The 20,549-nt window shown below is 65.8% G+C and carries 20 protein-coding genes; 9 read left to right on the plus strand and 11 right to left on the minus strand.

The window, feature by feature from the left end:
- Positions 1 to 19: 19 nt before the first annotated feature.
- From phnE (ACO2Q5_RS04105) to ACO2Q5_RS04115, 3 genes are read left to right on the plus strand one after another with little or no spacing between them, the layout of a single operon-like run.
- Positions 20 to 895 (plus strand): phosphonate ABC transporter, permease protein PhnE, encoded by an 876-nt coding sequence (phnE, locus tag ACO2Q5_RS04105; RefSeq protein ID WP_423288330.1) that lies wholly within the window; start codon positions 20 to 22, stop codon positions 893 to 895.
- A 4-nt stretch (positions 896 to 899) separates the two neighbouring features.
- A complete protein-coding gene (gene phnE, locus ACO2Q5_RS04110) occupies positions 900 to 2,234 on the plus strand; it encodes a phosphonate ABC transporter, permease protein PhnE (RefSeq protein ID WP_423288331.1) in 1,335 nt (444 codons plus the stop codon).
- Positions 2,234 to 2,851 carry a chloramphenicol acetyltransferase gene (locus tag ACO2Q5_RS04115; RefSeq protein ID WP_423288332.1) on the plus strand — a complete coding sequence of 206 codons (618 nt, stop codon included), beginning with the start codon at positions 2,234 to 2,236 and terminating at the stop codon, positions 2,849 to 2,851. The genes phnE (ACO2Q5_RS04110) and ACO2Q5_RS04115 overlap by 1 nt, the downstream gene beginning before the upstream one ends.
- Here the strand turns inward: ACO2Q5_RS04115 and ACO2Q5_RS04120 are convergent.
- From ACO2Q5_RS04120 to ACO2Q5_RS04155, 8 genes are all read right to left on the minus strand, one after another.
- On the minus strand, positions 2,848 to 3,906 hold the full coding sequence (locus tag ACO2Q5_RS04120; protein ID WP_423288333.1) for an Ldh family oxidoreductase: 1,059 nt from the start codon (positions 3,904 to 3,906) through the stop codon (positions 2,848 to 2,850). The genes ACO2Q5_RS04115 and ACO2Q5_RS04120 overlap by 4 nt on opposite strands.
- Positions 3,903 to 4,913, minus strand: a complete 1,011-nt coding sequence (locus tag ACO2Q5_RS04125; RefSeq protein WP_423288334.1) for an amidohydrolase family protein — start codon at positions 4,911 to 4,913, stop codon at positions 3,903 to 3,905. Before ACO2Q5_RS04125 ends, ACO2Q5_RS04120 begins: the two co-directional genes overlap by 4 nt.
- Before the next feature lie 17 nt (positions 4,914 to 4,930).
- Positions 4,931 to 5,668 carry a GntR family transcriptional regulator gene (locus tag ACO2Q5_RS04130; RefSeq protein WP_423288335.1) on the minus strand — a complete coding sequence of 246 codons (738 nt, stop codon included), beginning with the start codon at positions 5,666 to 5,668 and terminating at the stop codon, positions 4,931 to 4,933.
- A gap of 1 nt (position 5,669) precedes the next feature.
- Positions 5,670 to 6,743, minus strand: a complete 1,074-nt coding sequence (locus ACO2Q5_RS04135) for a Gfo/Idh/MocA family protein (RefSeq protein WP_423288336.1) — start codon at positions 6,741 to 6,743, stop codon at positions 5,670 to 5,672.
- Between the two features lie 13 nt (positions 6,744 to 6,756).
- Entirely contained in the window at positions 6,757 to 8,289 is a 1,533-nt protein-coding gene (locus ACO2Q5_RS04140) for a tripartite tricarboxylate transporter permease (protein WP_423288337.1), read from the minus strand.
- Between the two features lie 13 nt (positions 8,290 to 8,302).
- Positions 8,303 to 8,821: a tripartite tricarboxylate transporter TctB family protein gene (locus ACO2Q5_RS04145; RefSeq protein ID WP_423288338.1), complete on the minus strand. Its 519-nt coding sequence runs from the start codon at positions 8,819 to 8,821 to the stop codon at positions 8,303 to 8,305.
- Positions 8,822 to 8,883: 62 nt separating this feature from the next.
- Positions 8,884 to 9,933 (minus strand): tripartite tricarboxylate transporter substrate-binding protein, encoded by a 1,050-nt coding sequence (locus ACO2Q5_RS04150; protein WP_423288339.1) that lies wholly within the window; start codon positions 9,931 to 9,933, stop codon positions 8,884 to 8,886.
- Positions 9,934 to 10,136: 203 nt separating this feature from the next.
- Positions 10,137 to 10,652, minus strand: a complete 516-nt coding sequence (locus tag ACO2Q5_RS04155) for a flavin reductase family protein (protein ID WP_423288340.1) — start codon at positions 10,650 to 10,652, stop codon at positions 10,137 to 10,139.
- 117 nt (positions 10,653 to 10,769) lie between these two features.
- Between ACO2Q5_RS04155 and ACO2Q5_RS04160 the strand changes: the two genes are divergently transcribed.
- From ACO2Q5_RS04160 to ACO2Q5_RS04180, 5 genes are all read left to right on the plus strand, one after another.
- Positions 10,770 to 11,699: a LysR family transcriptional regulator gene (locus ACO2Q5_RS04160; protein ID WP_423288341.1), complete on the plus strand. Its 930-nt coding sequence runs from the start codon at positions 10,770 to 10,772 to the stop codon at positions 11,697 to 11,699.
- A 96-nt stretch (positions 11,700 to 11,795) separates the two neighbouring features.
- Positions 11,796 to 12,899 carry an LLM class flavin-dependent oxidoreductase gene (locus ACO2Q5_RS04165; protein WP_423288342.1) on the plus strand — a complete coding sequence of 368 codons (1,104 nt, stop codon included), beginning with the start codon at positions 11,796 to 11,798 and terminating at the stop codon, positions 12,897 to 12,899.
- A complete protein-coding gene (locus tag ACO2Q5_RS04170) occupies positions 12,896 to 13,696 on the plus strand; it encodes an alpha/beta fold hydrolase (protein WP_423288343.1) in 801 nt (266 codons plus the stop codon). The genes ACO2Q5_RS04165 and ACO2Q5_RS04170 overlap by 4 nt, the downstream gene beginning before the upstream one ends.
- A complete protein-coding gene (locus tag ACO2Q5_RS04175; protein ID WP_423288344.1) occupies positions 13,690 to 14,682 on the plus strand; it encodes a Gfo/Idh/MocA family protein in 993 nt (330 codons plus the stop codon). Before ACO2Q5_RS04170 ends, ACO2Q5_RS04175 begins: the two co-directional genes overlap by 7 nt.
- Positions 14,679 to 15,458: a 3-keto-5-aminohexanoate cleavage protein gene (locus ACO2Q5_RS04180; RefSeq protein WP_423288345.1), complete on the plus strand. Its 780-nt coding sequence runs from the start codon at positions 14,679 to 14,681 to the stop codon at positions 15,456 to 15,458. The genes ACO2Q5_RS04175 and ACO2Q5_RS04180 overlap by 4 nt, the downstream gene beginning before the upstream one ends.
- Positions 15,459 to 15,655: 197 nt before the next feature.
- Here the strand turns inward: ACO2Q5_RS04180 and ACO2Q5_RS04185 are convergent, their stop codons facing one another.
- A complete protein-coding gene (locus tag ACO2Q5_RS04185) occupies positions 15,656 to 16,774 on the minus strand; it encodes a Gfo/Idh/MocA family protein (RefSeq protein ID WP_423288346.1) in 1,119 nt (372 codons plus the stop codon).
- A gap of 271 nt (positions 16,775 to 17,045) precedes the next feature.
- Between ACO2Q5_RS04185 and ACO2Q5_RS04190 the strand changes: the two genes are divergently transcribed.
- On the plus strand, positions 17,046 to 18,590 hold the full coding sequence (locus ACO2Q5_RS04190) for a tripartite tricarboxylate transporter permease (protein WP_423288347.1): 1,545 nt from the start codon (positions 17,046 to 17,048) through the stop codon (positions 18,588 to 18,590).
- Between the two features lie 59 nt (positions 18,591 to 18,649).
- Here the strand turns inward: ACO2Q5_RS04190 and ACO2Q5_RS04195 are convergent, their stop codons facing one another.
- Together ACO2Q5_RS04195 and ACO2Q5_RS04200 are read right to left on the minus strand one after the other, a co-directional pair.
- Complete coding sequence (locus ACO2Q5_RS04195) at positions 18,650 to 19,195, minus strand: tripartite tricarboxylate transporter TctB family protein (RefSeq protein ID WP_423288348.1); 546 nt, start codon at positions 19,193 to 19,195, stop codon at positions 18,650 to 18,652.
- A 71-nt stretch (positions 19,196 to 19,266) separates the two neighbouring features.
- Positions 19,267 to 20,319, minus strand: coding sequence for a Bug family tripartite tricarboxylate transporter substrate binding protein (locus ACO2Q5_RS04200; protein WP_423288349.1), 1,053 nt, complete (start codon positions 20,317 to 20,319; stop codon positions 19,267 to 19,269).
- Positions 20,320 to 20,549: the final 230 nt, after the last annotated feature.

A 20,549-nucleotide genomic window follows, 5' to 3' on the forward strand; every position in this document is an offset into this window, starting at 1 on the left:
ATTCTGACGGGGTCAGCACATGGTGGATATCGCATTCGGACCGGAACGCGGGCCCCGCCCGGACCCGGCCGACCGGAGCAGCGCCTATCTGGAGCTGGTGCGGCGGCGGCGGCTCTATGGCGGCATCCTGCTGGTCCTGTTCTGCGTCCTCATGGCCTCGGGCTTCCGGCTGGCCGAAAGCCGCAACGCGGGCGGTTTTCTGGACGGGCTGCACCGGGTGTTCGACTTCCCGTCCGAGATGATCGCGGAAGCGTGGGAGAAACGCGCCGCTTTGCCCGGCCATATGCTGGCGCATCTGCCCTCGCTGATCGAGACGATCAATATCGCCGCCGTCTCCACCCTGCTGGGCGGGCTTGTCGCCATGGTGCTGGCGCTGCTCTCCACCCGCGGTCTGGCGCGGTGGCCCCGGCTGACCGGAACGTTCCGCCGCATGATGGACGCCGCCCGTGCCATCCCGGAAATCGTGATCGCGCTGGTGCTGATCTATATTCTGGGCGGCGGCCCGGTGCCTGCGGTGGCTGCCATCGCGCTGCATACGGCGGGCGCCTTGGGAAAGCTCTTCTCAGAAGTGGCGGAAAACGCCGATCTGAAGCCGGTCGAGGGGCTGACCTCGGTCGGCGCGGGCTGGGTGCAGAAGATGTGGCTGGGCGTCCTGCCGCAGGTGGCGCCCAACTGGCTGAGCTATGCGCTGATGCGGTTTGAAATCAATGTGCGGGCCAGCGCCATCCTTGGCTTCGTGGGGGCGGGCGGCATTGGCTATGACCTGAAGATTGCCATGCAATGGGGACAGGGCCGGTTCGATCTGGTCGTCGCCATCTTCCTGATCCTGTTCCTGACCATCGTGGCGATCGACCGGCTGTCCGATCATGCCCGCCACCGCCTTGTAAAGGGCTGATGCCATGACCGCGTTTGCCACCTCTGCCCCTGTGTCCCTGCAAGAGGAGGTTCTGGCCCGGTTCTCCCGCCGCCGCCTGTTCTCCTTTGCGGTGCCTGCCGCGATTCTGGCCTATCTGCTCTACGCCGCCGTGGCCTTCGATCTGGCCGGACTGGCCGAACGGGCGCGGATGGACAATGCCCGCATCCTTCTGGCTGATTTCGTCAGCTACAAGACCCATGTCAGCCGCGACAACCGCACGGGCGACCTCTCCGTCGCGGTCGAGGGAGAGAACAAGGGCCGCTATCCCGCGGGACGCCTGCCGGATTGGGTGACGCAGACCGGCGATGTGACGACGGTCGATCTGGGCGGCGGCCACCTTGTGACCTATGACGCCACTGGCGCGCGCTATGACGTTCCGGGCTATGGCACGCTGGACATCCGCCCCGATGCGGACGGAAAGCTGATCCTGACCACGCCCGGCGCGGTACCGGACTGGATCAATGCCTCGGACACCCGGGTGACTGTGACCACCGATGCCGGCCGCGTGACCTACACCCGGTCCAAGCTGGAAACCTTCCGCTATTTTCCGGGCTGGCCGCTGTTCTTCTTCACGCCCGACAGCCCCTTCGCCTGGATGAGCTGGCCTGAGATCGGCGCCGCCGTGCTGTGGGGGGATCGGGTGCGTCCGGATCAGGCGAACATCTCTGCCGTGGCACAGGACTTCTGGACCAATCCGATGTGGCGGCATTCGGACGTGTTCTGGGCCATATTCGAGACGATTCTGATGGCCTTCCTTGGCACGTTCGGCGCGGCCATCGTGGCACTGCCGCTGGCCTTCGTGGCGGCGCGCAACACCAACCCGGTGGGCCCCGTGCGTTTTGCCATGCGCCGGGTGTTCGATTTCATCCGCGGGGTCGACGGGCTGATCTGGACCATCGTTCTGGCGCGCGCCTTCGGCCCCGGCCCGATGACCGGCGCGCTGGCCATGGCGCTGACCGACACCGGCAGCTTTGGCAAAACCTTTTCCGAGGCGCTGGAGAATATCGACGAAAAGCAGGTCGAGGGCATCCGGTCCACCGGGGCCAATACCGCGCAACGGGCGCGGTTCGGTGTGTTGCCGCAGGTGATGCCCATTCTCCTCAGCCAGGTGCTGTATTTCTTCGAATCCAACACCCGCAGCGCCACGGTGATCGGCGCCATCGTGGGCGGGGGGATCGGGCTTTTGCTGACCCAGGCCATCCAGACCCAACGCGACTGGGAGGACGTGGCCTATTACATGGTGCTGATCGTGCTGACGATCATGGCGATGGACAGCTTCTCGGGCTGGCTGCGCCGCCGGCTGATCCGGGGGGAATGATGCCGAAACTTTCTGCCGATGCGCCTTATCTGCATGACGGCGCGCAGATCACCGCCTCCACCTTCGGCGCCTGGTGCGAGGTGGGACAGGGTGCCCGCATCGCCCATTCCAGCTTTGGCGATTATTCCTATTGCGACCGGCTGTCGGATATCGCCAACACCACGGTGGGTAAGTTCGTGAACATCGCCGCCATGACCCGGATCGGGCCGACCGATCACCCGATCGGCCATGCCGCGCTGCACCATTTCCACTATCGCAGCAGCTATTACTGGGAGGAGGAGGCCGACGATGCCGCCTTCTTCGCCGCCCGGCAGGCGCGACGCACGCTCTTGGGGCATGATTGCTGGATTGGCCATGGTGCGATCATCAAGCCGGACGTGACCATCGGCCCCGGCGCCATCGTCGCGGCGGGGGCGGTGGTGACCAAGGATGTGGCGCCGTTCCTGATCGTGGCGGGCTGCCCTGCCCTGCCCGTCCGCGGCCGCTTTCCGCCTGAGATTGGGGAACGCCTGCTGGCGCTGGCCTGGTGGGACTGGGACCACGCCACACTGCGCGAGGCCCTGCCCGACTTCCGCCGCATGAAGGCCGAGGCGTTTCTGGAGAAATACGGCGGCTAGCTTCGGTTAAGCGGCGCGATCCCCTGTTCCGCGGCCAGCTGATCCAGCTGTGCGAGAAGCGCCGGTGACAGCGGAATGCCCCGGGCAAGCCGATCCTCCCGCCCGCCCAGAGAGCGGTCCCCCGGCAGGCGGATCGCGTCAAATCCGGGCCGCAGGGCCGAGGCGCGGATGTCGTCGCAGACGGCGCCCACCTGTGCGGCCAGCACCGCCGGATCGCCCAGCACCGACAGATCCAGCGCAAGGACCGCCTGCCCGGTGTTGGTCTCGGTCCGGTCATCGGCGTTGAAGTCGATCACGTCGCGCCCGAAGGCGGCCCCGTTCAGCGTTCCCGCCAGAAGGCCGAACATCAGCGACAGGCCGAACCCCTTTGGCCCGCCGATGGGCAGGAGCGACCCGCCCGCGGCCTGTGCCGGATCGGTCAGAGGGTTGCCCGAAGCGTCGATCATCCAGCCTTCGGGCATCTGCTGCCCGCGCTGCGCCGCCAGTTTCACCTTGCCATAGGCGGCAACGGTGGTGGCCATGTCCAGAAGCACCGGATGGCCCGGCGCGGGAAGGGCGATGGCGATCGGGTTGGTGGACAGAAGAAGCTCTGTCCCGCCCCAGGGCGCCATGTGGTTGGCGTTGCCCACGGCCAGGTAAAGACCCGCCATCCCGGCCTCGGCCACCATCGTCGCATAGACCCCCGCGGCGCCGGCGTGGTTCGACCGGCGGGTGCCGACCCAGCCGATGCCATGGCTGCGGGCCAGATCCACCGCCAGATGCGCCGCCCGCTCCATCACCAGATGGCCCATGGCATTGTCGCCGTCCAGAAGCGCCAGACCCCCTTTTTGCGCGACGGGGCGGATGTCGGGGAGGGTGTTGAACCCGCCCGCCCGGAGCCGCGCCATATAGCGCGGCAGGCGAAAGGTGCCGTGACCTTCAGCGCCCAGAAGATCCGCCTCGACCATCAGCCGGGCCACGGTTGCGGCATCCCCTTCGGGCAGGCCGCCGGAGACCAGCGCCGCGGCAAGGAAACCGCGCAGCACCGGGGCCGGAATGCACGGGTCACCCGTCATCCGGCAGCGCCCGGAACCAGCGCCTCAGCCGCAACAGCCAGCAGGTCGCGGCGTTCGGCATCGGTCAGGCGCAACCCGTTGATCACCTCGATCTGGTCATACTGCCCCATGTCGAACGGATAATCCGACCCGAGCAGAACGCGCTTCGACCCGGCATAATCCACAAGGAATTGCAGCGGCAGGCCGTCATGCAGGATGGCGTCATAGATCAGCCGGTCCAGCGAGGGCCCGGGGTCACCCTTCAGCTGCAGCTTCGCCTCGTCCCGTTCGGCCCAGCCGTGAATCCAGCGGGCCGCCTGATAGGGGGTAAAGCCGCCGCCGTGGCTGAGCACGATCTTCAGGCCGGGAAACCGCTCCAGCACGCCGCCGAAGACAAGGCTGGCGGCGGCGATGGTGGTGTCCAACGGGTTGCCGATGAAGTTCTGGAGGTAATAGCTTTTCTGCCGGTCCATCCCGGCCACCTTGACCGGATGGATCATCATGAAGGCACCGCGGCGTTCGGCTTCGGCCCAGAGGGGTTCCAGCGCGGGGTCGTCCAGATTGGTGCCATTGGTGTTGGACCCGATCATCGCGCCCGTCATGCCGCGGTCCATCGCGCGGGCCAGTTCCGCCGCCGCCTTGTCCGGTGCCTGCATCGGCAGTGTGGCGAGACCCATGAACAGGTCGGGCTGCGCGGCACAGCGCGCCAGAATGGCATCGTTCTGCACCTGCGCGGCGATCAGCCCATGCTCGGCCGGGATGTCATAAAGAAACGTCTGCGGCGTGGCGGCCAGCAGCTGCCGGTCATAGCCGATGCGGTCCATATCGGCGATGCGCCGGGCCACATCCCACCCCCCGCGGGGGAATTTCCGGTAGGTCACGCCGCGCACGGTCAGGTCCGAGAAATCCTCGTCCGTGTCGGTGATCGAAACCTGCGCCTCGGGCGTGGCGGCATTCAGCGCGGCGACCGTCTCCTTCTCCAGAATATGGGCGTGGATGTCGAAGGTGCGGGGGCGGTCAGCGGTCATGGCGTCCTCTTTCATGATCAGGGCGTCTGGAATTCGAAGTTCAGCGAAAAGCGGCCCTCGGGATGGGTCAGCCGGGTGGCCAGAAACACCGCCCCCGTGGCATCGCGGTAGCGCCGGGTGATCACCAGCGCGGGGCTGTCGGCCTCGGCCATCAGGGGGGCGGCAATGTCTGACGTGACCCGGCCCGCCGTCATCTGGATCTGCGCATGGGCGGCGCGCTGGCCGAACTGCCGTTCCAGCAGGATCAGCAGCGGGCTGCCGTCGCTGCGGGCCGCCTCTGTCACCGCGGCGAACCGGGGCGCGAGCCACGCCTCCATGAAGCAGAGCGGCAACTCCGCCCCCACGGTGCGGCGCGTGGCATGCAGCCAAAGCCACGGATCGCCCGGCGCGCAATCCAGAAGGTCGGCCAGCGCGGCATCGGCGGCAATCTGCTGCGAGCGCTGGTTTTCCCGCAGCATGGCGCCGGGATATTGCAGCAGCTCCTCGACCGAGGTCAGCGTCTGCACCAGTGCGGCCCGCGGCGCGGTGGCCACCACAAAGGTACCGATGCCCGGCCGCGGTTCGATCATCCCCGCCGCACGCAACCCGTTCAGTGCCTGCCTTATGGTGAAACGGCTGGCCTGAAACCGGGCGCAAAGCTCATGCTCGGTCGGCAGGCATGAGCCGAGCGGCTGCACCCCGGCGGCGATGTCGTCGCGCAGGGTCGCCTCGATCACGGCATAAAGCGGCTCGCGCTGGCGGGGGCGCGGGGGCATGTCATCCGGCCTTCTTCATATCGGCCAGCTGCGCCAGCGCGGCATTGGATAGGGGCAGGTTCACCGGCTCGTGCAGCGCGGCCGAGATGTCGGCGGCTGTGTAGCTTTCCATCACCAGCCTTGCATGGGTGGGTTCCACCATCACGGGGCGGTCCATCAGGCAGGCCTCAAGGAAGTGCAGCGTCTCAGGCCCCATCTGGCCGGCGAAGACATGGTCCACATGTTCGCCCGGCATGGTGGACATGGCAAATTGCGTGCCGCCCTCGACCGTGTTCAGCCAGTGATCGCGCGCGGTGTCATCCAGGATCAGCGCGCCTTCGGTGCCGGTGATCTCGATCCACGTCCCGCAATAGTTCGGATAACTGGGCGGAAGATTCCAGCCGCCCCCCACGGTGACCACCACGCCATTGTCCATGGTGACAATGGACCACTGGCAATCGAAGGACCCGTTCAAGGGCTGCATATAGCCATAGGCACCCTGCGAATAGACCCGCACCGGCTTGGCCGGTTCCAGAAGCCAATAGACGAAATCAAGATCATGGGTGGATTCCATCGCCGCGGGGGACAGCTTGACCCGGCTGGCAATCTTCTTACCCAGCGACCGCGACAGATGGCGGCTGACCATGACATTGACCACCTGCCCCAAGGTGCCATCACTGATCTTCTTCTTGGCGAAGGCGATCTTCGGATTGAACCGCTGCGAATAGCCGATGGTGAACTTCAGGTTCCCAGCGCGGGCCAGATTGATCAGGTCATCCGCCTCGTGCAGCTCCAGCGCGATGGGTTTCTCCAGCAGCACATGCTTGCCCGCCTTCAGGCAATCGCGGGCAATCGGGTAATGCGTTGGCTCCGGCGTGGTAGAGATATAGACCACCTCGATGGCCGGATTCGCCACGATCTCCTGATAATCCGCGGTGGCCGTCGCCGGGTTCACCAGCGCGCGCACTTCCTCCAGCCGTTCGGGCCGGATTTCGCAGATGTGCAGGCGGTCGACCAGCGCAGATTGCGCCAGTGTCTGCGCCCGGATGCCCCCGCACCAACCGGTGCCGATAACCGCAACTTCAACCTGTCTCATCGTTTCTGTTCCGTCAGTTGAGGGGATTATTGGCTACATCCGCAGCCCGGGCGGCCCGCACCCGAGCCCGGGTCTGCGCCTGTTTGCGCAGGCCGAAGACCAGAAGCGCCAGCGCCACCAGCAGGATCACCAGCGTGATCGGTCGGCTGAAGAACTGCGCCGCGCTGTTGTCGTTCATGTTCAGGCCGATGCGCAGGCTGCGTTCGAACTCGCGTCCCAGGAACACGCCAAGCGCGCAGGCGGCGGTGGAATAGCCATAGCGCAGCATGCCATAGCCGACGCAGCCCGCGATCATGGCCACCATGATGTCAAAGCTTTTGGTGTTCATCGCATAGACGCCGATGACGATCATCGCCAGCGACAGCACAAGGATCACCTGCCGGTTCAGCTGCACCGCCTTCAGCATGGCCCGGGCCATGCCCCAGCCGGTAGCCAGCAAGAGCAGGGACGAAGCCAGAAGCCCGGCGATGGCCGCGAACAGCAGCTCCGGCGCATTGGTCACCATCAGCGGGCCGGGCACAAAGCCCTGCACCGTCAGCGCGGCCAGTAGCAGCACCATCGAGCCGGAGACCGGGATGCCAAGGCCCAAGGTCGGGATCAGTTCGCCCGAGTTGGAGGCGTTCTGCGCCGCCTCATTCGCGCCGATCCCCTCGATAGACCCGCGGCCGAATTCCTCGGGCTTTTTCGACAGCATCTGCGCCACCTGATAGCTGATCATCGCGGCCGGCGTGGCCCCTGCGCCCGGGATGGCGCCGACAAAGGTGCCGGTGACCGTGCCCGTCACCATGGCAGGCACCGCGGGGCGGATGCGCTTCCACGACGGAAAGCGGTTGCCCTCGGCCCCGGCCGACCCGTCCTGCCACTGGAACACCTGCCGGGCGGACCGGAACAGCTCTCCAATCGCCAGAATCCCGATGACCACGGCCACCTCGTCAAAGCCGGACCGCAGGTCGCGCAGGCCGAAATCCAGCCGGGTGACCATGTTGATCGGGTCCAGCCCCACCAGCCCGATGCACAGGCCCAGTGCCGCGGCCATCAGTCCCTTGACGATATTGTCCCCGGCCAGACTGACCAGCGCCACGATGCCAAGCGAGTAGAGCGCGAAGATTTCCGGGAAGGAGAAATGATAGGCCATGCCCATCAGCGGCACGACAAGGATGACGAACATCCCGATAGACAGGATCTGCCCGCCGAGTGCCGCGACGAAAGACACGCCAAGCGCCAACCCGCTTTCGCCGCGTTTGTGCAGGGTAAAGCCGTCGATCACCGTCAGGATGGCGGCCGGGTTGCCCGGAATACCCATCAGGATGGCAGGGATCGAATTGCCGTAGCCCACGCCCACACTGATCGCCAGCAGGAAGGCCACGCCGATCACCGGCGGCATGACGAAGGTGAAGGGCAGCACAAGGCCATAGGCCAGTGTCGTTCCGATGCCGGGCATGGCGCCCGCAATGACGCCGAAGACGGTTCCGGCGGCCACGGCCAGCCAGATCATCGGATCGCCCAGAAGCGAGACGCCGCCAATCAGGGGGGCAAGAAAATCCATCGGCTTTGGGTCCTTACAGGTTGATCAGGCCAAGATCGCGGAACAGCTGCGTCAGCGGCCCATGCGGCATCCGCACGCCCAGCACATGGCCGAAGACGACATAGGCGATCCCGGTGAACAGAATGGCGATCAGCACATTCACGCCCCATCGCCTCTGGTCCAGCACGGCCAGAGCCGCCACGATGAAGGGCGGGGTTGCCAGCAGATAGCCCAGCGGATTGAACAGGGCCGCATAGGCAAAGCACAGTCCTGCCAGTGAGGCCGCCCGCGTCAGGCTGGCCGGAAAGCCCTCGGTATCGGTCGATCCTTCCGGATCGGTCAGGCGGCCCGCACCCCGGCGCAGCGCACGCCAGTGCCGCAGCACCACCAATCCGCCTCCGCCCAGCATGATTGCTCCGCAGAAGTAGAAGGCCGCGCGCGGCCCCACCGGATCGCGCATCACGCCCATGCGGATGCCGCCGGCCTGCCAGAGCACGACGAGGCCCAGCACCATGAAGCCCACGGCAAGGGCGATATCCAGACGACGGTCCATACCTGTCTCCGTTGATTGCTGCACCGCCGGCACGTCCCAGACGCGCCGGCGGGCGCGGGCGCCTACTGGTCGGCCCAGTAGATGCCCAGCGACTTGAACATGCCGATGGCCGTGTTCAGGCCCAGTTCAGACAGCGCCTTGGACTCGGCCGGGTCCAGATCCACCATGTCCAGCGCCATGATCTTGTGGCGCTGTTCCACAAAGGCCGGGTCCTGTGCCGCCGCACTGAACATCTCGTAAAGCCACTGGCGGTGCTCGTCCGGCACATCGGGCGAGGTGGCGACGGTCCGTGTCTGCTGGAAGGGATCGTTTTCGATGCCAAGGCTGCCGGATGTCGGCACCGCATCCCACGGAGCCGGGAAGGGATCGGTGCCCGCCCCCATCATCAGCACGACCTTGCCCGCGTCCAGATGCGGCATCAGCACATCCGGCGGCGCGGCGGTGATATCCCCCTCGCCCGAGGCGACGGCCAGCGCGCGTTCGGTCGGGTTGCCGCCGATCACATCCATCACCGTCACGCCAAGGCCCGACAGCCAGAACCGCATCGCCGCATCCATCCCGCCGCCGGGGCCGCCGGTGATATGGCGCACCGTGCCCGGATTGGCCTTTGCATGTTCGACAAAGCCCTGAATCGTATCGCCCCAGGGGGCGCCGGTGCGCTGGATAAACATGAAAGGCACCCGCTCGGTCGCGATGACGGGGTTCATGTCATCCACCGTCATGCCGGTCATGCCCTCGATGTCGATGGCCGCCATGTCGATCATCGCATCCGGCAGGGTCAGCACATAGGTGATATAGCCTTGCGCGCCCAGTTCGCCCTGATCCTTGATCCAGGCGATACCCTCCCAGGTGCCGAAATTGGTAAAGTCCACCCGGTGTTCCACCACCACCGGCTGGGGCGAGATCTTCTTCGCCGCCTCGGCCAGCTGGTTGGCATAAAGGGAATCCACCGATCCCGGTTCGTCGATCACCATCAGGATGATGGGCTTGTTCGGAAATCCATCCGCAAGCGGGGCCTTCTTGTCCTGCGACAGGGCAGGCCCGGCAAGGCCTATCGCCGCGGACAACAAGAGGCCGCGCACCGCCATGCGGCGGTTCACCGTCAGTGTCATGTCTGTTCCTCCCTTGCGACGCGGCGCCACCATGGCGCGCGCCCTCCTCCCTCCGGGAAACGAACTGCGCGAAATCAAACTGAAACCCTGGGCGCAGATCAGACCGGAAGTCCTGCGTCACCTCCGGTCTCCCCGCCGGATTGGTGACAAGAGACTAACCATGTCCGGACATGAGTCAATGCCCTTGTCCGGACATGGCATGTTCAATGTGGGGTCAGCCGGTGGAACCGGCCCCCGCGAAAGACCAGAGGCTCCCCCTCGTCGCGGGACAGGGCGATGACCTCGCCCAGCATGATCTCATGATCACCGCCGGCATAGCGCTGGGTGATCCGGCACTCGATATGGGCCAACGCCCCGGCAATCAGCGGCGCACCGGTGACACCTGCCACAAGACCGACCCCGGCGAATTTGTCCTCGGACGGGCGGGCGAATTGCAGCGCCAGCCCGTGCTGCGCCTCGGCCAGCACATTGACGGCGAAATGATCCGCCGCGCGAAAGGCCGCCAGACTGGGTGCCTTCAGCGCAAGGCTCCACAGGATCAGCGGCGGGTCCATCGACACGGTGTTGAACGAACTGGCCGTGACACCGGCGCGGCTGCCGTCGGGCAGGCTGACCGTCATCACCGTCACCCCGGTGGGAAAGCAGCCCATGACCTGACGATAAAGCTCCGGCGTGCAGCCGGGGCCGGGGTCAGCGGGTTTGGCGGGGGTGGCAAGCATCTCTCCTCCGGCAGAACTGGGGGTCTGCCGAAAGAGATATTTGACAAACGGCATTCAGGCATAACAATAAGATTTGCACCTAGCTATCATGTGGCATGATACCGGAAGGGCTTTTCCATGAACCTGCGGCAGCTTCATACCTTTGTCGGCATTGCCGAAGAGGGGTCTTTCAACAAGGCCGCCCAGCGGCTGAACGCCACGCAATCCGGCCTGTCGATGCAGATCCGCAATCTGGAGGAGGACCTGCGTGTTTCGCTGTTCGAACGCTCGCCCCGGGGGGTGACGCTGACGCGTCCGGGCCAGCTGTTCTATGCCCGCGCGGTCGAGATCCTGCGGCAGATCGATCAGGCCGAGGCTGAACTGAAAAACCTTTCCGGAAAGGTTTCGGGTCCGCTGAAAGTCGGGCTGATGCCGACCTTTACCCGCAATCTGCTGGCCCCGGTGCTGAATGATTTCGTGACCCAGTATCCCAATGTGGACCTGACCGTGGTCGAGGCATTCAGCGCCGTGCTGACCCAGATGGTGCAGGAAGGCGTGTCGGATTTCGCCATTGTCCCGCAGGCACCGGCCCCGCCCGGACTGACGGCCAGCTATCTGGGGACGGACCGGGAAATTCTTGTCAGCCGGGCTGACGGGCCGCTGACCCATCTGGCCCCCGTCCGGCTGGCCGATCTTCAGCCGCTGAAGCTGGTGCTGCCCGCACCGGGAAATGCGCGGCGCAACGCGATTGAGGCTTTCCTTGGCGAATCAAACCTGCGCGTGGCCTCGATTCTGGACATGGACGCGATGATCGCCACGCTGGAGCTGGTGCGGTCGTCGGATTATGTCACCATCCTGCCCGCAACCATGGTGACCCGGGATATCGAGGCGCGGACCCTGTGCCTGAACCCGCTGGTCGATCCGGCCATGACGGTCAGCTATGCCGTGGTGGAACCCGCGACCCGGGCGCTGCCCCCGGCGGCGGGCCTGTTCCTGACGCGGCTGCGCGCGGAATATGAGGAAAGCGCGCGGCGCTGGCGCGAGGTTCTGGCGGCCCATGCTGCGTAAAGGGGTATTCCGGATTCGGATTACCTCTATCAGAACTTATCGTTTCTTCTGGTATCCCGCCGCAAGCTAACCTGCCCCCAACAAGGGAGGCCGCTCATGCGTCTAGGGTTTTTTACCATGCCCATCCATCCGCTGGCAAAGGACTGGCGCCAGTCGCTGCGCGAGGATCAGGAGGCGTTCCTGCTGGCCGATGAGCTGGGCTTTGCCGAAGGCTATGTGGGCGAGCATGTCACCGATGCGGCGGAGAACATCACCTCCTCGGCGCTGTTCATCGCCACGTTGGCAGGCCGTGTCCGCCAGATGCGGCTGGGCACCGGCACGGTGAACCTGCCGAACATCCACCCTGCCCATGTGGCGGCCCAGATCGCCATGCTGGACCATCTTCTGGACGGACGGCTGAATTTCGGGATCAGCCCGGGCGGTCTTTTGTCCGATGCCGAGATTTTCGGGACGCTGGACCAGGACCGCAACGCCATGTTTCTGGAGGCCATCGACATGGTGCTGGCCTTGTGGACACAGAACCCGCCCTATGACCTGAAAGGCAAATACTGGACCATCTCCACCGCCCGCACCCTGATGGAAGAGATCGGGCAGGGCGTCGTGGGAAAGCCGCTGCAACGCCCGCATCCGCCGGTGATCGTCACCGCGGTGGCGCCCTTTTCCAAGGGGGTGACGGCGGCGGCGGCCCGCGGATGGGACCCGATCTCGGCCAATTTCCTGATGCCGAAATGGGTCGCCTCGCATCGCGGCTGTTATGAGGAGGGCTGTCGTCAGGGCGGGCGTGTGGCCGATCTGGACAACTGGCGTGTGGCGAAAAGTGTTTTCGTCTCAGACGATCCCGCAGTGGCCCGTGATTATGTCCTGGGGGAAAACAGCCCCTATCTGTTCTATTACCGCCAGCTTCTGACCAAGCTGGTGAAGAACGGCCGCGCCAATCTGTTCAAGGAGGATCAGTCCATGCCGGATGAGGCGGTAACGCTGGACTATGTGATGGACCGGCTTGTCACCTTCGGCACACCGGACAAGGTGGCCGATGACCTGCTGGCCTTCCGCGAACAGACCGGCCGCTTTGGCACGCTGCTTTATGCCGGGCATGACTGGGTGGATACGGCGCTGGCGCGGCGGTCCAAGGTTCTGATGGCGGAAAAGGTGCTGCCGCTGATCAATGCCGCCGAGGGCCGGCAGGAGGCCGCGCAATGACCCGGATCAGCATTCCTGCGAACGGCGCCACCCTTTCCGCCCGGATCGACGGGCAGGACGGGAGGCCTTGGCTTCTCCTGTCCAACTCTCTGGCCGCAGATCTGACGATGTGGGACGACCAGATTACGGCGCTGACCCGGACCCACCGGGTCATCCGCTATGACACCCGTGGCCATGGCCAGAGCAGCGCACCCGAAGGCCCCTATGATTTCCCGATGCTAGTGGCCGACATGGCCGCGGTGCTGGATCATGTCGGCGCGGACAAGGCCGATGTCATGGGCCTGTCCTTGGGCGGGATGACGGCGCTTGGCCTTGGGCTGGCGCAGCCCGACAGGATCGGGCGGATGGTGGTCTGCGATGCCCGGGCCGACAATCCGCCGCCTTTCGTCTCGGGCTGGGACGACCGGATCGCGGCCATCGCCGCGGGCGGGATGGAGGCGATTCTTGAGGGCACTTTGTCGCGCTGGTTCTCTCCCACCTGCCCGCCCGGCCCGCGCGACCGCGCCGCAGCGATGATCCTTGCCACCCCGGTCACCGGCTATACCGGCTGCGCCCGCGCCTTGCAGGGGTTGGATTATCTGCGGCATCTGGCCCGCCTGCCGATGCCGGTTCTGTATGTCGTGGGCGCCGAGGATCTGGCCGCACCCCCCGCCGCGATGCAGGCCATGGCCGAAGTCACCCCGCAGGGCCATCTGACGCAGCTGCCGGGGCTGGCCCATGTGCCGAACATGGAGAACCCCGGCCTGTTCAATGCCACAACCGCGCCGTTTCTGGCACAGGGAGGAAGCGCATGCTGACGCTGGGAATTGCAGGTTTCGGCTGGTGGGGCCGCCATATCGCCACCCGGCTGAAAGGCCACCCGGAGTTGCAGGTGGTGGCGGTGGCCGAACCCGTCACAGCACTGCATGCCGACATTACGGCCATGGGCATCGCCGCGCGCGACAGCTATGATGCGCTGCTCTCCGATCCGGCGATTGAGGCGGTGGTGCTGACCACGCCGCATATGTTCCACGAAGAGCAGGTCCGCGCCGCGGCCGCCGCGGGCAAGCATGTGTTCTGCGAAAAGCCGCTGGGCCTGACCGAGGCCAGCGCCCGCGCTTCTGTCACTGCCTGCCGCGACGCGGGCGTGGTGCTGGGCATCGGCCATGAGCGCCGCTTCGAACCCGCGATGCGGCGGCTGAAGGCGCTGCTGGACGAAGGCGGTCTGGGCACGGTGATGCATGTGGAATGCGCCTTCAGCCATAACAAGCTGATCGGCATTCCCGCCGATGGCTGGCGCACCTCGAAAGAACTGTCGCCCGGCGCGGGGATGACCGGGATGGGCATTCACCTGACCGACCTGCTCCTGTGGATGTTCGGCCCCGTCGCCACCGTTCAGGCGCAGGTGCGGGACCGCACGCTGGGCTGGCCCACCGGCGATATGGTGGTGGCGCAATTCGGCTTTGCCGCGGGGATGACCGGCCAGATGCAGGCGATCCTCAACACCCCGCATTTCATGCGCTTTCACGTCTTCGGCTCGGACGGCTGGGTCGAGGTGCGCAACGGCACCCATCCCGACACACCCGGCGGGGTGACGGACTGGATCTACTGCCCCAAAGGCGGCGTGCCCGAACGGGTGGGCATCGACTGGACCGATGCCGTCACCGCCAACCTGGAGGCCTTTGCCGATGCCATCCGCGGACGGGCCCCATATCCCTGGAGCGAGGCCGAACTGATCGGCAATATCGCCGTCTATGAGGCGATCTGCCGCTCCGCCGACAGCGGGCAGACGGTGCTTCTGTGACGCCGCTGCCCCGGCTGATGGTCGCTCCGAACGGGGCGCGGCGCGGGCGGGTCGATCACCCTGCGCTGCCGCTGACCGTGGAACAGGTGGTGGAAACCGCCGCCGCCTGCCATGCCGCCGGCGCAGACGGCCTGCATGCCCATGTGCGCGACGGATCGGGCGCGCATGTGCTGGATGCCGGCCTCTACCGGGAGCTTCTGGCCGGGATGGCGCAGCATGTGCCCGGCATGGCCGTGCAGATCACCACCGAAGCGGTGGGCCGCTATACCGCCGCGCAGCAGCGGGCGCTGGTCCGTGCGCTGCGTCCGGCGGCGGTCTCCATCGCCATCGGAGAGATTCTGGACGACGGCGACACCGCGGATACCGCACGGCTGTTCGCCGAATGCGCCGAGGCGGGAACGGCGGTGCAGCACATCCTCTATTCGGCTGACGAGGTGGCGGTTCTGGCCCGACTGGTGGCCGATGGCACGGTGCCAAGGCACGGCCTTCAGGTGCTGCATGTGCTGGGCCGCTATGCGACCGGTCAGCTCTCCGCCGCCGCCGACATGGACGCGCCTCTGGCCCGGGCGCGGTCGGTGGGGCTGGTCGCGGATTGGGCGGTCTGCGCCTTCGGCCCGCAGGAAACGGCCTGCCTGACCGAGGCCGCCCGCCGCGGCGGCAAGGCGCGGGTGGGGTTTGAAAACAACATCTACATGGCCGACGGCCGCATCGCCCGCGACAATGCCGAACGGGTGGCCGAGGTGGCCGCGGCGCTGTCTCTCCTGCAGGCCAGCTGAGCAGCGCCCCACCGCCATCCCCATTAGCGGGAGTGTCTGATTGCGGCTCTCCCGTCCAACACAGGGCGGGTCGCAGGCGAAGCACCGCCACCCGCGTGGCATGCAACCCGATCCCATTCCACATTGTCCAAATATCCTGCGGAGGGGTCCGGGGAGGTGCAAAACCTCCCCGGGGGCGCGGCAAGGCGCTCCGTTGCCTAATCCTCCATCAACTCCTCCAGATCGACCGGCAGCGCCACCTCGGCCCCGCGACGGGCGGACAGGTCCATCGCCATGGTCAGCACAAGGTTGCGGTGGCCATCCTGCGCGGTAGCATGCGGCGTGGGCTGATCCATGCACAGCCGCTGATACCAGCTGACGGTTTCCTCACGCATGGGTCCCCAAAGCTGGCCCATATGCAGATCCCCCGGCGGATAGCTGGTCAGGAAGTCCACATGCCGGGCGGGCGGGTTATAGCCGTCGGGCACATAGCCGCCACCCTGCGCCACATTGGTGGCCATCACCAGATCGCGGTGCGTATCCTCGATGTCGATCACGCCCTCGGTGCCGACGATCCCGATCTCCAGCCCGTAGACCGAGCCGGGCCAGACCTCGGGCAGGCCCCATGAGATGTTCATGGAAAAGATCGTCCCGTCATCCATGGTGAAGATGCCAAAGGTGGAATCCTTGGTGCCCCATTTCGACAGCACCTTGTCGGTGGAGCGGGCATAGATGCTGGCGGGCTGCTTGCCCTCCATCAGCCACAGGCTCATGTCCAGCGAATGGGTGCCCGAGACCACCATGGGCGTCAGGTTGCGGCGGTTCTGGGTGCGGCGCACGGTGGCAATGGGCACCATGCGGTTCATGAAGGCCCGCGTCACCACGGAATGCACATCGCCGATCTGGCCGGTGACCAGCCGTTCCTTCACCGCCAGAAACCGGCGGCGGAAACGTTGGGTGTAGCCAAGGACCGCATCCACGCCCGCGGCCTCGATCGCGCGGAGGATGGTCAGAGATTCCCGCGCGTCGGTGGCAAGGGGCTTTTCGATGAACAGCGCGTGGCCCAGGCCGGCCGCCATGATCGTGGGCCCGGCGTGGTTGTTTTCATCCGTGGCGATGATGACGGCATCCACCTCGGGGCGGGCCAGCAGTTCCTCATAATCCGTGGTGAAGAAATCGGCCCGCGTGTCCTCTTTCAGCCGCTGGCCCAGCCCTTCGTTCACATCGCACAGGCCCAGCCAGCGGATGCCCGGATAATCCCGCGCCAGAATGCCCCGGATACGTCCGATGGTGCCGCATCCCACGATGGCCAGACCGATTTCCCGTGCAACTGCCATGCCTTCTCCTCCTGCGCTGGCGGTGTGGACCCGTGATAATCCGATCCGGGCCGGGGCCGGAAATCATCATTCATACTAAGGGGCATACGATAATATTATATCATGATTTCAGTGGTTTATGTTGACCTGTCCGGCCTTGCGGCGGCTTAATCGTCTGATCCGCCCCCGCATTCACCCCGTCGGCCGAGGCAACCGGGGGCCGGACGCAAGGCCGGACCTGCGCCAAAGGCGCCCGGCCAGAACCGGACGGCGCTTTGGGAGGATTGCCGCTATGGATATCATGCTGACTTCGCTGGCCGAGGCGTTGCGCTTCGGGCTGGACCCTTTCATGCTTCTGATCATCCTTGCCGGGGTGGTCTGGGGATCGGCAGCGGGGGCGCTGCCGGGCATCACCTCGGTCATTGCCATCGGGGTGATGGTGCCCTTCACCTTTGGCCTGTCGCCCGTCTATGCGGTGGCCTTTCTGGTGGCGATCAATGTCGGCGCCAGTTTCGGCAATTCGATTCCGGCCATTCTTGTCGGCCTGCCCGGAACGCCTTCGGCGGTATTGACGGCGATCGACGGCTATACGCTGCACCGCAAGGGGCAGACCGGGCTGGCCATGGGGGTGACCTTCTATGCCTCGGTCGTGGGGCAGTTCTTCTCGATCTTCCTGTTCCTGCTGATGGTGGTGCCGCTGTCCGGGCTGACCTATGTCTTCCTGTCACCCGAGATGTTCGCGCTCTATTTCCTCGGCATCACGGCCATCATCTCGATCACGTCCGAGAATATCGTGAAGGGGCTGATCTCGGCCGCCTTCGGCCTGTTGATCGCCATGGTGGGGCGGGACCCCACCACCGCCGTGTCGCGCTATGATTTCGGCATTGCCGAGTTGCGCGGCGGGATCGAGACCTCGGCCGCGGTGGTGGGCCTTCTGGCGGTGAGCGAGCTGTTCCGGTCGATGCGGCAAAGCTTTGACTGGGACAAGCTGTCGACCAAGTTCGACGCGACCTTCCCCCCGTTGCGCGAATTGTGGAAGATCACCCCCGCCGTGGGTATCGGCACGCTGATCGGCGGCGTGATCGGCGCCATTCCGGGGGTCAGCGGCACCGCCTCGGCCGTGATCTCCTACCAGCAGTCCAAGCTCTGGTCCAAACGGCCTGAGGAATACGGCAAAGGCTCGGTCGAGGGGATCGCCGCCAACGAATCCGCGCAGAACGCCAGTCAGGCGGGCGAGATGGTGCCGACCTTCGGTCTGGGCATCCCCTCCGGCGGGGCCATGGTCATCCTGCTGGGCGCGCTGCTGATCCATGGTTTCGTGCCCGGCCCGATGATGATCCGCGAGGCGCCGGAGCTGCTTTATGCCTGCGTCGCGGGCCTTCTGGGGGCCACGGTGCTGCTCGCGCTGATCGGCTGGCCCATCAGCAAGGCGCTGGTCTATCTGGTGCGGCTGGACCGCACGATGGTTCTGGTGGGCGCGCTTGGTCTGACGATGCTGGGGATCTACACCATCAACCGTTCGGTGCTGGAGGTGTTCCTGATGCTGGGCTTCGGGGTCGTGGGTTATTTCATGCTGCGCTACGGCTATTCCGTCGCGGGCGCCTCGCTGGCCGCGGTGCTGGGCGCGGGGATGGAAAACAACCTGCGCTCGGGCCTGTTGTTGCAGGACAATTCGGTCTGGCAATTCGTCAGCCGCCCGTGGACCGCGGGCATCCTGCTGCTGGCGCTGGCCTTTCTGGCCTATGGCACGGTGACCACCGTCAGGACCGCCCGCCGTGCCGCCGCCGCCCGGGCCGAAGCTGTGCAACGGCTGCGCGACATCGGACAGGCGCAATAAGAAAGGGCCGCGGCGGGATATTCCGCCGCGGCCCTTTGCCACCGGATCCTTTGCAGGTCCTAATACATCAGCCCCAGCCGCCGCGCCAAAGGTGCCAACGGCCCCAGCGGCAGAAGAACGTTCAGCATCTGCGCGAAAATCACCCATGTGATCAGCGTGAACCCGACCGGAAAGCCGATCAGCCGCAGCGGCGCCCGCACCCGCATGGCCCACATCATCCCGCACAGGCACAAGGGCGTGGCGATCAGATAGCCCGCGGGCACCAGAAGCGCCGCCCAGACAAAGGCACAGGCCATGATGGCAAAGGCGCGCAGGCTGCTGGCGGGGTGGCCCGCCTCATCCTCGGTGCCTTCGGACACGGTCAGGTGACCCGGCAGATCACGCCAGCCGGACAGGCGGCGGAAGGCCAGCAGCGCGCCCCCCGCCACCAGCGCCCCCCCGGCGATATAGGGCACCCCGCGTGAGGTCAGCGGATCGGGAAACTTGCCGATACGGAAGTCATGCGCCATCCAGATGGCCAGAAGGCCGGTGGCGACCACAGCCCCGGCCAGCGCCAGATCCACGCGCTTGTCCATGGTGATGGGATGCGAAATCTCGTCGGTCATCTTGGTCTCTCCTGCGGAAAGGCCGGGGGTCCGGTCAATGCGGGCCCCCGGTGTCCATGTCAGCGTCTTTGTCAGCCGTCGATATGCAGGCCCAGGTCGCGGACGACCGGATCAAGGAAGGTGATGATATCCTCCTTCACCTTCTGCGCGGCCTCCGGCCCGATGATATCGAAGGTCAGACCCGGAATGGTGCCCGCGCGCTTCTGGTGCACCTCGCTTTCGGCGGCGGCCTTGAACAAGGTGTAAAGCCATTCCACCCGCTCTGCCGGAACCTCCTTGGGCACGACAAACCCCATGAAGAGGCCGAAGGGCGCGGGCGGCAGCCCGGCCGCGGTGGCCGAGACCACGTTCGGGTCATCCGTCCAGGGTGCGGGCACACTGTCGCCCGTCACCAGAAGCACGTCCACCTTGTCCGACTGCCATGCGTTCAGCGCGATATCCGCCTGCGCCAGCGAAAAGTCCCCCTCGCCCGCGCCGACGATGGCACCGACCTGAGGGTCAGACGGGGCGGGCACCTTGTTCACGTCCAGATCCAGCTGCTGGATGATCCAGGACATGGCCAGATCATTGCCGGTGCCGACCTGATGGCTGATGTATTTCACCTTGCCGGGATTGGCCTTGATATGGGCCACCAGCTCGGCAAAGGTCTTGCCCCAAGGGGCATCCTTGCGCTGGATCAGCACATAGGGAATCCGCTCCGTCCCGATCACAAGGTTCAGGTCGTCCAGCGTCAGGCCGGTTTCCTCGGTGATCGGTTCCACCAGGATATCCGCGCTGGAGCCGGGGATGGTCAGGACGATGGGATAATAGCCCTCGTTCCCGCCTTCGCGGCTGCCGATGTCCTGCACCGCATAGAAGGTGCCGAAGGACGGCGCCGGTTCGTCCGACACCAGCACCTCGACCGGAGAGATGCTGCGCAGCGCCTCTTGCAGCGACCGGGCATAGATGCCGTCGCGGGTGCCCGGATCATCCACGTTGATGATGGTAAGGGGCCGGTTCGGAAACCCGTCGGGCAGGGGTTGCAACACCCCGTCCTTGAACACCGGCTCGGCCACGGCCGTGCCTGCACCGCCCAGTGCCGCCGCCAGCGCCGCCGCACGGATGAAACCCTGTCGTCTTGTCATTGCGTCCTCCCAGGTTCGGAGACCGCCCATCGGCCCCCGCCGCCGCGCCCGCCTGCCCCGCAACACCCCGGCGCAGAAAAGGACGATCCGTGCGGCGGCTCCTCTCCGCCGCCGGTCGTGCCGGTTCCGCAGGGTCGGGATGCTGTCACCCCGGTCAGGGGTGCATGGGATGGAAAAGCGCTGTGCCGTCAAAGGATACGGCGGATGCAGGCGGGGCAGGAAATCAGAGT

It is taken from the genome of Neotabrizicola sp. VNH66, assembly GCF_049445895.1.
Taxonomy (GTDB): Bacteria; Pseudomonadota; Alphaproteobacteria; order Rhodobacterales; family Rhodobacteraceae; genus Pseudogemmobacter.